General features: G+C 37.8%; 11 protein-coding genes and 1 riboswitch. All 11 genes read left to right on the top strand.

The features are described 5' to 3' along the window. Nucleotides 1–534: 534 nt before the first annotated feature. Nucleotides 535–636: riboswitch (purine riboswitch) on the top strand. Between the two features lie 110 nt (nucleotides 637–746). The 11 genes from purE to purH all read left to right on the top strand — a co-directional run bounded on the left by purE (nucleotide 747) and on the right by purH (nucleotide 12,307). Then, nucleotides 747–1,232, top strand: coding sequence for a 5-(carboxyamino)imidazole ribonucleotide mutase (purE, locus tag NSS74_RS27745; RefSeq protein WP_002010008.1), 486 nt, complete (start codon nucleotides 747–749; stop codon nucleotides 1,230–1,232). After that, nucleotides 1,229–2,380 carry a 5-(carboxyamino)imidazole ribonucleotide synthase gene (gene purK, locus NSS74_RS27740; protein ID WP_002140188.1) on the top strand — a complete coding sequence of 384 codons (1,152 nt, stop codon included), beginning with the start codon at nucleotides 1,229–1,231 and terminating at the stop codon, nucleotides 2,378–2,380. The genes purE and purK overlap by 4 nt, the downstream gene beginning before the upstream one ends. Next, nucleotides 2,377–3,684 carry an adenylosuccinate lyase gene (gene purB, locus NSS74_RS27735; RefSeq protein ID WP_002139387.1) on the top strand — a complete coding sequence of 436 codons (1,308 nt, stop codon included), beginning with the start codon at nucleotides 2,377–2,379 and terminating at the stop codon, nucleotides 3,682–3,684. The genes purK and purB overlap by 4 nt, the downstream gene beginning before the upstream one ends. Before the next feature lie 88 nt (nucleotides 3,685–3,772). Beyond that, a complete protein-coding gene (gene purC, locus NSS74_RS27730; RefSeq protein ID WP_002029482.1) occupies nucleotides 3,773–4,492 on the top strand; it encodes a phosphoribosylaminoimidazolesuccinocarboxamide synthase in 720 nt (239 codons plus the stop codon). Further along, complete coding sequence (gene purS, locus NSS74_RS27725; RefSeq protein ID WP_000278823.1) at nucleotides 4,485–4,739, top strand: phosphoribosylformylglycinamidine synthase subunit PurS; 255 nt, start codon at nucleotides 4,485–4,487, stop codon at nucleotides 4,737–4,739. The genes purC and purS overlap by 8 nt, the downstream gene beginning before the upstream one ends. Next, entirely contained in the window at nucleotides 4,736–5,419 is a 684-nt protein-coding gene (gene purQ, locus NSS74_RS27720; protein ID WP_002140189.1) for a phosphoribosylformylglycinamidine synthase subunit PurQ, read from the top strand. The genes purS and purQ overlap by 4 nt, the downstream gene beginning before the upstream one ends. After that, the gene (gene purL, locus NSS74_RS27715; protein ID WP_061676125.1) at nucleotides 5,403–7,622 is read left to right on the top strand and encodes a phosphoribosylformylglycinamidine synthase II; all 2,220 of its coding nucleotides are present in this window, start codon (nucleotides 5,403–5,405) and stop codon (nucleotides 7,620–7,622) included. Before purQ ends, purL begins: the two co-directional genes overlap by 17 nt. Further along, a complete protein-coding gene (purF, locus tag NSS74_RS27710) occupies nucleotides 7,607–9,022 on the top strand; it encodes an amidophosphoribosyltransferase (RefSeq protein WP_002124870.1) in 1,416 nt (471 codons plus the stop codon). Before purL ends, purF begins: the two co-directional genes overlap by 16 nt. 100 nt (nucleotides 9,023–9,122) lie before the next feature. Next, nucleotides 9,123–10,163, top strand: coding sequence for a phosphoribosylformylglycinamidine cyclo-ligase (gene purM / locus NSS74_RS27705; protein ID WP_340814718.1), 1,041 nt, complete (start codon nucleotides 9,123–9,125; stop codon nucleotides 10,161–10,163). Continuing rightward, nucleotides 10,160–10,747, top strand: coding sequence for a phosphoribosylglycinamide formyltransferase (purN, locus tag NSS74_RS27700; RefSeq protein ID WP_012260224.1), 588 nt, complete (start codon nucleotides 10,160–10,162; stop codon nucleotides 10,745–10,747). Before purM ends, purN begins: the two co-directional genes overlap by 4 nt. A 24-nt stretch (nucleotides 10,748–10,771) precedes the next feature. Further along, a complete protein-coding gene (gene purH, locus NSS74_RS27695; protein WP_340814716.1) occupies nucleotides 10,772–12,307 on the top strand; it encodes a bifunctional phosphoribosylaminoimidazolecarboxamide formyltransferase/IMP cyclohydrolase in 1,536 nt (511 codons plus the stop codon). The last annotated feature ends 60 nt before the right edge of the window (nucleotides 12,308–12,367 follow it).

The raw sequence follows: 12,367 nt of genomic DNA, 5'->3' as shown, positions 1-12,367 counted from the left end.
AAAATCCATAAATTTAATAACCCTAAAGACGAAAAAAGAATGAAATAGAGGCAGTTTAAAATAATGGTAATGATTTTTTGTGCTCCGGATTTTTCGAATGCTCCTAAAATAATCCCTAAGAATAGAAAAGATTATTTCTATCATAATAATGAGAGTAGAAAAAATGGGATGATAGAAATAAGCATTCAATAATTACAGCAATTACTGCGATAGAGAAAAAAATAGGATAATAGCACAGTTATTTTTTTTCACGGTTATTCCTCCTTTGAAATTAAATCGTTATAATATAGGTTCTATCGATGTATAGAACACAAGAGAGTATACATATTGATTAAAACATACTGAAGTATTATATAAATAGTTATACGTAAAATAGATCTCTAGAAATATATATTCTAATTCCCTTTCCTTCTTGCATATAGTTGCAATTCTTCTTTTGAATATAACTAAAACACGAACGTTATCGATGACTAATAAAAAAACATTCGATTATTTATTGACATTGTTTATGAAATATTGTTAATATAGCCATAGAAACAATAATATATAAGACCTCATATAATCGCGGGGATATGGCCTGCAAGTCTCTACCTAACGACCGTTATTCGTTAGACTATGAGGGAAAGTCACTCGGTATTTTTCTATTCACAAGGGATACGTATGCCTGAGTAGAGCACTTTCTCTCATAGTAAAAGAGAAACTGTTCTATTTCAGGCTTTTTTTATTTGAATCGGGGGGATTCTAATATGAAATCACTAGTTGGAGTCATAATGGGAAGCACGTCAGACTGGGAAACAATGAAATATGCTTGTGACATTTTAGATGAATTAAATATACCGTATGAGAAAAAAGTTGTATCCGCTCATCGGACTCCGGATTATATGTTTGAATATGCAGAAACAGCTCGTGAACGTGGATTAAAAGTTATTATTGCTGGAGCCGGTGGAGCAGCGCATTTACCAGGAATGGTTGCAGCGAAGACAAATCTTCCTGTAATTGGTGTTCCAGTTCAATCAAAGGCGTTAAACGGCCTAGATTCATTATTATCCATTGTCCAAATGCCAGGAGGGGTTCCAGTTGCAACTGTTGCAATTGGTAAGGCTGGTTCAACAAATGCTGGATTGCTTGCTGCACAAATACTTGGATCATTTCATGATGACATACATGATGCATTAGAGTTGAGACGAGAAGCTATTGAGAAAACTGTGCGTGAAGGTAGTGAGCTAGTATGACGAGAATCATCTTACCTGGAAAAACAATCGGCATTATTGGAGGCGGCCAGCTTGGAAGAATGATGGCGTTGGCAGCTAAGGAAATGGGTTATAAAATTGCTGTTTTAGATCCTACAAAGCATTCACCATGTGCACAAGTTGCTGATGTTGAAGTCGTTGCACCATATGACGATTTAAAAGCAATTCAGCATTTAGCAGAGATAAGCGACGTTGTCACATATGAATTTGAGAATATTGATTATAGATGTTTACAATGGCTTGAAAAACATGCTTACTTACCACAAGGTAGTCAGTTGTTAAATAAAACGCAAAATCGTTTTACAGAAAAGAATGCAATTGAAAAAGCTGGGTTACCAGTAGCATCGTATAGATTGGTTCAAAATCAAGATCAACTTACAGAAGCAATTAAAGAGTTATCTTTCCCTTCTGTCTTAAAAACAACGACAGGTGGATACGATGGTAAAGGGCAAGTGGTTTTAAAGAGTGAAGCTGATGTTGTGAGAGCAAAAGAACTTACTAATAAAGCAGAGTGCATTCTAGAAAAATGGGTGCCCTTTGAAAAAGAAGTATCAGTTATTGTAATTCGTAGTGTAAGTGGTGAAACGAAAGTATTTCCGGTAGCGGAAAATATTCATGTAAATAACATTTTGCATGAATCTATCGTTCCAGCCCGCATTACAGAAGAACTTTCTCAAAAAGCAATTGCTTACGCAAAGGTACTTGCGGATGAACTAGAACTTGTGGGAACACTAGCGGTAGAGATGTTTGCTACAGCTGACGGTGAGATTTACATTAATGAATTAGCACCAAGACCTCACAATTCAGGACACTATACACAGGATGCATGTGAAACGAGTCAATTTGGTCAACATATTCGAGCAATCTGTAATTTACCTCTTGGAGAAACAAATTTGTTAAAACCAGTTGTCATGGTTAACATTTTAGGCGAACATATAGAAGGGGTCCTAGGACAAGTGAATAGACTAACCGGGTGCTATTTACACTTGTATGGAAAAGAAGAAGCAAAAGCACAGCGAAAAATGGGGCATGTTAATATTTTAAATGATAATATTGAAGTCGCTCTAGAAAAAGCGAAGAGTTTGCATATTTGGGACCATCAAGAACAACTGTTGGAGGGAAAAAGATGATTAATCGTTATACACGCCCTGAAATGGGTGCGATTTGGACGGAAGAGAACAAATTTAAAGCGTGGTTAGAAGTTGAGATTTTAGCGTGTGAAGCATGGGCTGAGCTTGGCGATATTCCAAAAGAAGATGTGAAAAAAATTCGTGAACATGCATCATTTGATATTGATCGTATTTATGAAATTGAAAAAGAAACACGTCATGACGTAGTTGCTTTCACTCGTGCTGTATCAGAAACACCAACATTAGGCGAGGAACGTAAATGGGTTCATTACGGTTTAACATCTACAGACGTAGTAGATACAGCGTTATCTTATATCTTAAAACAAGCAAATGAAATCTTGTTAAAAGACTTAGAAAACTTTGTTAGCATTTTAGCTAATAAAGCGAAAGAGCATAAATACACGATTATGATGGGAAGAACACATGGTGTACATGCAGAGCCAACAACATTTGGTTTAAAACTTGGTCTTTGGTATGAAGAAATGAAACGTAACGTAGAGCGTTTCAAACAAGCTGCTGATACAGTTCGCGTTGGTAAATTATCTGGTGCGGTTGGTACATATGCAAATATTGATCCATTCGTAGAAAAGTATGTTTGTGAAAACTTAGGATTAGAAGCAGCACCAATTTCAACACAAACATTGCAACGTGATCGTCATGCACATTACATGTCAACACTTGCACTAATCGCAACATCTGTTGAAAAGATGGCAGTTGAGATTCGTGGTTTACAAAAGAGTGAAACACGTGAAGTTGAAGAGGCTTTCGCAAAAGGTCAAAAAGGTTCTTCTGCAATGCCGCATAAACGTAATCCAATTGGATCTGAAAATATGACTGGTTTAGCTCGTGTTATCCGCGGTTATATGATGACAGCTTACGAGAATGTTCCGTTATGGCATGAGCGTGATATCTCTCACTCTTCTGCAGAACGCGTAATTTTACCAGATGCTACAATCGCGTTAAATTACATGTTAAATCGCTTTGGTAATATCGTTAAAAACTTAACTGTATTCCCAGAGAATATGAAACGCAATATGACAAGAACATACGGCTTAATTTACTCTCAGCGCGTAATGCTTACACTAATTGACAAAGGTCTGGTACGTGAAGAAGCTTATGATATCGTACAGCCTAAAGCAATGGAAGCTTGGGAAACACAAGTACAATTTAAAGAGCTTGTAGAATCTGACGAGCGTATTACAAGTAAGTTAACGCAAGAAGAAATTAACGAATGTTTCAATTATGAACATCATATGCAACACGTTGATACAATCTTTGAACGCCTTGGATTAAACGAAGCGTAAAATTTCATATGGCACAGAATAGAGTCATTCTGTGCCATTCTTTATAAAAATATTATTCACATTTTTCAAACTACAGGGGGCTTGCGAAATGCAAAAGCTAGAATTGCTGTATGAAGGTAAGGCAAAAAGAATTTATCGTACAGAAGCAGCAGATATGGTTTGGGTAGAGTACAAAGATAGTGCGACTGCTTTCAATGGGGAGAAAAAAGCGACAATTACAGGAAAAGGTCGTTTGAACAATGAGATTACAACTTTATTGTTCAGAAAGTTACAAGAAGTTGGAATTAAAACACACTTTGTGGAGAAGTTATCTGATACAGAACAACTTGTCAAAAAGGTGAGTATTATTCCATTAGAAGTTGTCACAAGAAACGTAATTGCAGGTAGTCTTTCAAAAAGACTAGGAATGGAAGAAGGAACTGCTCTTACAACACCAATCGTAGAATTTTACTACAAAGATGATGATTTAGGAGATCCACTTGTAACGGAAGATCATATTCGTTTGTTAAATGTTGCAACACCAGAGCAAGTAAGCGTATTACGAGATGCAGCTCTACAAATCAATCAAGTGATGATTGAGCATTTCGCAAGCTGTCGTGTAAGATTAGTAGATTTTAAATTAGAGTTTGGCGTAACAGAAGAAGGGGAAATCATATTAGCAGATGAAATTTCACCAGATACTTGCCGTTTATGGGATGAAACGAGCAATGAAAAATTTGATAAAGATGTATTCCGTCGTGATCTTGGGAATTTAACAGAAGCATATGAAGAAATTTTAAAACGTTTAGGGGGAGCTTCACATGTATAAAGTTAAGGTATATGTAACGTTAAGAGAAAGTGTATTAGATCCACAAGGAACTGCGGTAAAGGGAGCACTTCATAGTCTTTCATTTACAGAAGTACAAGACGTTCGAATCGGAAAATATATGGAATTAACAATTGATAAATCAGTATCTGATCTGGATAGCAAGGTAAAAGAAATGTGTGAAAAATTATTAGCAAACGTTGTAATGGAAGACTTCCGTTATGAAGTTGAGGAGGTTGTCGCACAGTGAAATTTGCAGTCATAGTATTCCCAGGTTCGAACTGTGATGTCGATATGTTCCATGCAATTAAAGATGAGCTTGGTGAAGAAGTAGATTACGTTTGGCACGATAGAGAGAATTTAGATGAATATGATGCAATTTTACTACCAGGTGGATTCTCTTACGGTGACTATTTACGTTGTGGTGCTATCTCTCGCTTTGCTAACGCAATGAAAGCAGTGCAAAAAGCTGCTGAGCAAGGAAAGCCAATTTTAGGAGTGTGTAATGGATTCCAGATTCTTGTTGAATCAGGATTACTACCAGGAGCATTAATGAGAAACGAAAACTTAAAGTTTATGTGCCGTACGGTTCAGTTACGTGTTGAAAATAATGAAACTATGTTTACATCACAATATGAAAAAAATGAAGTAATCAATATTCCAATTGCACATGGTGAGGGGAATTACTATTGTGATGAAGCAACTCTTAAACAATTAGAAGAGAATAATCAAATCGCATTCCGTTACGTAGAAAATCCGAATGGAAGCGTTTCAGATATTGCAGGTATTGTAAATGAAAAAGGAAATGTTCTTGGTATGATGCCACACCCAGAGCGTGCTGTAGATGAATTACTTGGCGGTGCTGAAGGGTTAAAAGTCTTTCAATCTATCTTAAAACAGTGGAGGGAAACATATGTCGTTAATGCTTGAGCCAAATCCAACACAAATTAAAGAAGAGCGTATATATGCGGAAATGGGGCTAACAGACGAAGAGTTTGCCATGGTTGAAAAGATTTTAGGCCGTTTGCCGAATTATACAGAAACGGGACTATTCTCTGTTATGTGGTCTGAACATTGTAGTTATAAAAATTCAAAGCCAGTTCTTCGTAAGTTTCCAACGACAGGTGAGCGTGTCTTACAAGGACCTGGAGAAGGCGCTGGAATTGTAGATATCGGTGATAATCAAGCGGTTGTATTTAAAATGGAAAGTCATAACCATCCTTCTGCAATTGAGCCATATCAAGGGGCAGCGACAGGTGTCGGTGGTATTATTCGCGATGTATTCTCTATGGGAGCACGTCCGGTAGCTCTATTAAACTCACTTCGCTTCGGTGAATTACAATCACCACGCGTGAAATATTTATTTGAAGAAGTAGTAGCAGGAATCGCAGGATACGGTAACTGCATTGGTATTCCTACTGTTGGCGGCGAAGTACAGTTTGATCCATGTTATGAAGGAAATCCACTTGTAAATGCAATGTGTGTAGGCCTAATTAATCATGAAGATATTAAAAAAGGGCAAGCACATGGTGCTGGTAATACAGTAATGTACGTAGGAGCATCAACTGGTCGTGATGGTATTCACGGTGCAACATTCGCATCTGAAGAGTTATCTGAAAGCTCAGAAGCGAAGCGTCCGGCAGTTCAAGTAGGGGATCCATTTATGGAGAAACTTCTTATTGAAGCATGTTTAGAACTTATTCAGTCTGATGCACTTGTTGGAATTCAAGATATGGGAGCTGCTGGTTTAACATCATCTTCTGCAGAAATGGCAAGTAAAGCAGGTATGGGTATTGAAATGTACTTAGATGATGTACCGCAGCGTGAAACTGGAATGACTCCATATGAAATGATGTTATCTGAATCACAAGAGCGTATGTTAATCGTTGTGAAAAAAGGTAGAGAGCAAGAAATAGTAGATTTATTTGAGAAGTATGGTCTTGCAGCAGTTACGATGGGGAAAGTAACTGAAGATAAAATGCTTCGATTATTCCATAAAGATGAAATGGTAGCTGAAGTACCAGCGGATGCTCTTGCAGAAGAAGCACCAATTTATCATAAACCGTCAAAAGAAGCAGCATACTTTGCTGAGTTCCAGCAGATGAAAATGGAAACACCAAAAGTAGAAGATTATAAAGAAACGTTATTAGCTCTATTACAACAACCAACGATTGCAAGTAAAGAGTGGGTATATGATCAATATGATTATCAAGTGCGCACTAGCACAATCGTTACACCAGGTTCAGATGCAGCGGTTATACGTGTACGCGGCACAGAAAAAGGATTAGCAATGACGACAGATTGTAACTCTCGCTACATTTATTTAGATCCAGAAGTGGGCGGTAAAATTGCAGTAGCAGAGGCAGCACGTAATATCGTATGTTCTGGCGGGGAGCCACTTGCAATTACAGATTGCTTAAACTTCGGTAACCCAGAAAAACCAGAGATCTTCTGGCAAATTGAGAAATCAGTAGACGGTATGAGTGAAGCTTGCCGCAAGTTACAAACGCCAGTTATCGGCGGGAATGTATCAATGTATAACGAGCGTAGTGGTGAAGCTGTATATCCAACACCAACTGTTGGGATGGTTGGACTTGTACACGATTTAAAACACGTAACAACACAAGAATTTAAACAAGCTGGCGATTTAGTTTATGTAATTGGAGAGACGAAAGCTGAGTTCGGTGGAAGTGAATTACAGAAAATGATCTACGGAAAAATTTTCGGTCAATCACCAAGCATCGATCTAGATGTAGAATTAAAACGCCAAAAACAAGTACTAGCAGCAATTCAAGCTGGCCTTGTTCAATCTGCACATGATGTTGCAGAAGGTGGTTTAGCAGTTGCAATTACTGAAAGTGCAATTGGTGCTAACGGTTTAGGTGCTACTGTGAAATTAGACGGAGAAGCAACAGCAGTATTATTTGCAGAATCACAATCGCGCTTCGTTATAACCGTAAAACGTGAAAATAAAGAAGCATTTGAGAAAGTGGTTGAAGCAATTCAAGTTGGAGAAGTGACAAATACAAATGAAGTAACAATTCATAATGAAGAAAATGAAGTATTACTTACAGCAAATGTAGATGAAATGAGAAAGGCTTGGAAAGGGGCAATCCCATGCTTGCTGAAATAAAGGGGTTAAATGAAGAATGTGGCGTTTTTGGAATTTGGGGGCATGAAAATGCAGCACAAGTTTCGTACTACGGATTGCACAGTTTGCAGCACCGTGGGCAAGAGGGCGCAGGCATTGTTGTAAATAATGGGGAAAAAATCATCGGTCACAAGGGGTTAGGTTTAATATCAGAAGTGTTTTCAAGAGGTGAGCTAGAGGGATTAAACGGGAAATCAGCAATTGGACACGTACGATATGCAACAGCTGGTGGAAGTGAAGTTGCTAACGTTCAACCATTATTATTCCGTTTTTCCGATCATAGCATGGCGTTAGCTCATAACGGAAATTTAATTAATGCAAAAATGCTTCGTCGTGAATTAGAGGCAGAGGGAAGTATTTTTCAAACAAGTTCAGATACAGAAGTACTTTTACACCTCATTAAGCGTAGTACAAAAGATTCTTTAATTGATAGTGTAAAAGAGGCTCTAAATAAAGTGAAAGGTGCGTTTGCATATCTTTTACTAACTGGAAATGAAATGATCGTTGCGCTAGATCCAAATGGATTCCGTCCTCTTTCAATTGGAAAGATGGGGGATGCTTACGTTGTAGCATCGGAAACATGTGCTTTCGATGTAGTTGGTGCAACATACATTCGTGATGTAGAACCTGGTGAATTGCTTATTATCAATGATGAAGGAATTCACGTAGATCGTTTTACAAATGAAGTAGACCACGCGATTTGCAGTATGGAATACATTTACTTTGCACGTCCAGATTCTAATATAGCTGGTATTAATGTTCATGCAGCACGTAAAAACATGGGGAAACGTTTAGCGGCGGAAGCTCCTATTGAAGCTGATGTTGTTACTGGTGTACCAGACTCTAGTATTTCAGCAGCAATTGGTTATGCGGAGGCGACAGGAATTCCGTATGAGTTAGGGTTAATTAAAAATCGTTACGTTGGACGTACGTTTATTCAACCTTCTCAAGAACTGCGTGAGCAAGGAGTTAAGATGAAGCTTTCAGCAGTAAGAGGCGTAGTTGAAGGAAAACGAGTTGTTATGATTGACGATTCTATCGTAAGAGGAACGACAAGTAAACGAATTGTTCGTATGCTTCGCGAGGCTGGAGCGACAGAAGTCCATGTAAGAATTGCTTCACCACCTCTTAAGTATCCATGCTTCTATGGCATTGATATTCAAACGAGAAAAGAATTAATCGCAGCAAATAATTCAATAGAAGAAATCCGTCAAATCATCGGAGCAGATTCACTAACATTTTTAAGTGAAGATGGATTAGTAGATGCAATTGGACGCCCATATGAAGGGAAATACGGTGGTCTATGTATGGCTTACTTCAATGGAGACTATCCAACAGCTCTTTATGATTATGAGCAAGAGCTTTTAGAAAGTATGAAATAAGAAGAAAAAAGCTTCTACTTCTTTTGATGTAGAAGCTAGCTTCTTTCTTAAAACGGCCGCCCTGGATGGGGAGAAATTAAAAGACGAGGTGTAAATAACGATGGCGAATGCATATAAGCAAGCAGGAGTAGATATTGAAGCTGGATATGAAGCGGTATCTCGCATGAAAAAACACGTACAAACAACAATGAGAAAAGAAGTGCTAGGCGGTTTAGGCGGTTTTGGAGGTATGTTTGATCTATCAAAATTTGCATTAGAAGAACCTGTATTAGTATCTGGAACAGATGGCGTGGGAACGAAATTGATGCTCGCTTTTATGGCAGATAAACATGACACAATTGGTATTGATGCAGTAGCAATGTGTGTAAATGATATTGTTGTCCAAGGAGCAGAGCCGCTTTTCTTCCTTGATTATATTGCTTGTGGTAAAGCTGAACCTAGTAAAATTGAAAACATCGTCAAAGGTATATCAGAGGGCTGTCGCCAAGCTGGTTGTGCATTAATTGGTGGAGAAACAGCTGAAATGCCAGGAATGTATTCTACGGAAGAATACGATTTAGCTGGTTTTACAGTTGGAATTGTTGATAAAAAGAAAATTGTAAAAGGTGAAAAAATTGAAGCTGGTCACGTATTAATTGGCTTAGCATCTAGCGGTATTCATAGTAACGGTTATTCTTTAGTAAGAAAAGTGCTACTAGAAGATGGAGAACTATCTTTAGATCGTATTTACGGACGCTTAGAACTACCTCTTGGTGAAGAATTATTAAAACCAACGAAAATTTATGTCAAACCTATTTTAGAACTATTGAAGAAACATGAAGTATACGGTATGGCACATATTACAGGTGGTGGATTCATTGAAAATATTCCACGTATGTTGCCAGAAGGAATCGGTGCGGAAATTGAATTAGGATCTTGGCAAGTTCAACCGATTTTTAGTTTACTTCAAGAAGTTGGAAAACTAGAAGAGAAAGAAATGTTCAATATTTTTAACATGGGTATTGGTATGGTAGTAGCAGTAAAGGAAGAAGAGGCAAAAGATATTGTTCGTCTTCTTGAGGAACAAGGCGAGAAAGCTCATATTATTGGACACACTGTACAAGGGTCTGGTGTTACCTTTATTGAGGGAACAGAAGTATGAGTAGATTAGCAGTTTTTGCTTCTGGGAGCGGCTCTAACTTTCAATCTCTCATTAATGCGGTAGAAGACAAAATATTGGATGCAGATATTAGTTTATTAGTATGTGATAAACCAGAGGCACGCGCTATTGGACGGGCACACTATCACCATATTCCGTGTTTTTCCTTTTCAGCGAAAGCATATGAGTCAAAAGAAGCATTTGAAAAAGAGATATTAAAAAAGCTAGAAGAGTATGAAATTGATTATGTTATTTTAGCTGGATATATGCGTTTAATTGGAACGACTTTACTAGAAGCGTACGGCGGGAAAATTATTAATATTCATCCATCAATACTACCGAGTTTTCCAGGGAAAGATGCTGTTGGTCAAGCGTTAGAAGCGGGTGTGAAAGTAACCGGAGTAACGATTCACTATGTAGATGCAGGTATGGATACAGGTCCAATTATTGCGCAAGAAGCAGTAGTTGTTTCTGAAGGGGATACGAGAGAAAGCTTACAAAAGAAAATTCAACAAGTTGAACATAAATTATACGTAAATACAGTGAATCAAATTGTTCAGTCTGTGAAAAAACCAACTGTTAACTAACATACAACCAGGGGTGAAGGATAAATGAAAAAGCGTGCATTAGTAAGTGTTTCAGATAAAACAGGAGTAGTAGAATTTGTTAAAGGTTTACTTGAACAAGGGATTGAAGTTATTTCAACAGGAGGTACGAAAAAATTATTAGAAGAAAACGGCTTGCAAGTAATTGGTATTTCTGAAGTAACTGGTTTCCCAGAAATTATGGATGGTCGTGTAAAAACATTACATCCAAATATTCATGGTGGTCTATTAGCAGTTCGTGATAATGAAATGCATGTAGCGCAAATGAATGAATTAGGTATTCAACCAATTGACTTTGTTGTTGTTAACTTATACCCATTTAAAGAAACAATCGCTAAGCCTGATGTAACATTTGCTGATGCAATTGAAAATATTGATATCGGTGGCCCAACAATGATTCGCTCTGCTGCGAAAAATCATAAATTTGTATCGGTAGTTGTAGATCCAGTAGATTATGATGTTGTATTAGCAGAACTGAAAGAGAACGGTGAAGTAACAGAGGGAACGAAACGTAAATTAGCAGCGAAAGTATTCCGTCATACAGCGGCATATGATGCGTTAATTTCTAACTACTTAACAGAGCAAATGGGCGAAGAAAGCCCAGAAACATTAACAGTGACATTTGAGAAAAAACAAGATTTACGCTATGGCGAAAATCCACATCAAAAAGCAACGTTCTATAAAGCGCCATTCGCAGCAACTTCTTCTGTTGCATATGCAGAACAATTACATGGTAAAGAATTATCTTATAACAATATCAACGATGCGGATGCAGCGCTTAGCATCGTGAAAGAATTTACAGAACCAGCAGTAGTAGCGGTAAAACATATGAATCCATGTGGTGTTGGAGTAGGAACTGATATTCATGAAGCATATACTCGTGCTTATGAAGCGGATCCAGTATCAATCTTCGGCGGTATTATTGCAGCAAATCGTGAAATTGATAAAGCTACAGCAGAAAAGTTACACGAAATTTTCTTAGAAATTGTTATCGCACCTTCTTTCTCACAAGAAGCTTTAGAAGTATTGCAAAGTAAGAAAAATTTACGTTTACTAACTGTAAATATTGAAAAAGCAACAAGCGCAAGTAAAAAGCTAACTTCTGTACAAGGTGGACTTCTTGTTCAAGAGGAAGATACGTTATCATTAGATGAAAGTACAATTTCAATTCCAACGAAACGTGAACCATCAGAGCAAGAATGGAAAGATTTAAAACTAGCTTGGAAAGTTGTAAAACATGTGAAATCAAATGCAATTGTTTTAGCGAATGATAACATGACAGTTGGTGTAGGTGCGGGACAGATGAACCGTGTAGGTTCTGCAAAAATCGCAATTACACAAGCTGGCGAAAAAGCACAAGGTAGCGCACTTGCATCTGATGCTTTCTTCCCAATGCCAGATACAGTAGAAGAAGCAGCAAAAGCTGGAATTACAGCAATCATCCAACCAGGCGGATCGATTCGTGATGAAGATTCTATTAAAATGGCAGATGCGTATGGGATTACTATGGTGTTCACTGGCGTACGTCATTTCAAACACTAATAGAGGATGTTAAAAAAGTCCGGTCAAGATAACTGTCGCATGTCGTCGTTGCAATGCCAG

The sequence above is a fragment of the Bacillus sp. FSL E2-8868 genome, assembly GCF_038005505.1.
Lineage (GTDB): Bacteria > Bacillota > Bacilli > Bacillales > Bacillaceae_G > Bacillus_A > Bacillus_A mycoides.
The sequence above is the reverse complement of the archived record's forward strand: the minus strand, read 5'-3'. Positions and strand labels throughout refer to the sequence as shown.

Bases quoted from the DNA above. Each gene is read 5' to 3' on its own strand.
- purE (WP_002010008.1), top strand. From the start codon at position 747: ATGAAATCACTAGTTGGAGTCATAATGGGAAGCACGTCAGACTGGGAA.
- purK (WP_002140188.1), top strand. From the start codon at position 1,229: ATGACGAGAATCATCTTACCTGGAAAAACAATCGGCATTATTGGAGGC.
- purB (WP_002139387.1), top strand. From the start codon at position 2,377: ATGATTAATCGTTATACACGCCCTGAAATGGGTGCGATTTGGACGGAA.
- purC (WP_002029482.1), top strand. From the start codon at position 3,773: ATGCAAAAGCTAGAATTGCTGTATGAAGGTAAGGCAAAAAGAATTTAT.
- purS (WP_000278823.1), top strand. From the start codon at position 4,485: ATGTATAAAGTTAAGGTATATGTAACGTTAAGAGAAAGTGTATTAGAT.
- purL (WP_061676125.1), top strand. From the start codon at position 5,403: ATGTCGTTAATGCTTGAGCCAAATCCAACACAAATTAAAGAAGAGCGT.
- purF (WP_002124870.1), top strand. From the start codon at position 7,607: ATGCTTGCTGAAATAAAGGGGTTAAATGAAGAATGTGGCGTTTTTGGA.
- purM (WP_340814718.1), top strand. From the start codon at position 9,123: ATGGCGAATGCATATAAGCAAGCAGGAGTAGATATTGAAGCTGGATAT.
- purN (WP_012260224.1), top strand. From the start codon at position 10,160: ATGAGTAGATTAGCAGTTTTTGCTTCTGGGAGCGGCTCTAACTTTCAA.
- purH (WP_340814716.1), top strand. From the start codon at position 10,772: ATGAAAAAGCGTGCATTAGTAAGTGTTTCAGATAAAACAGGAGTAGTA.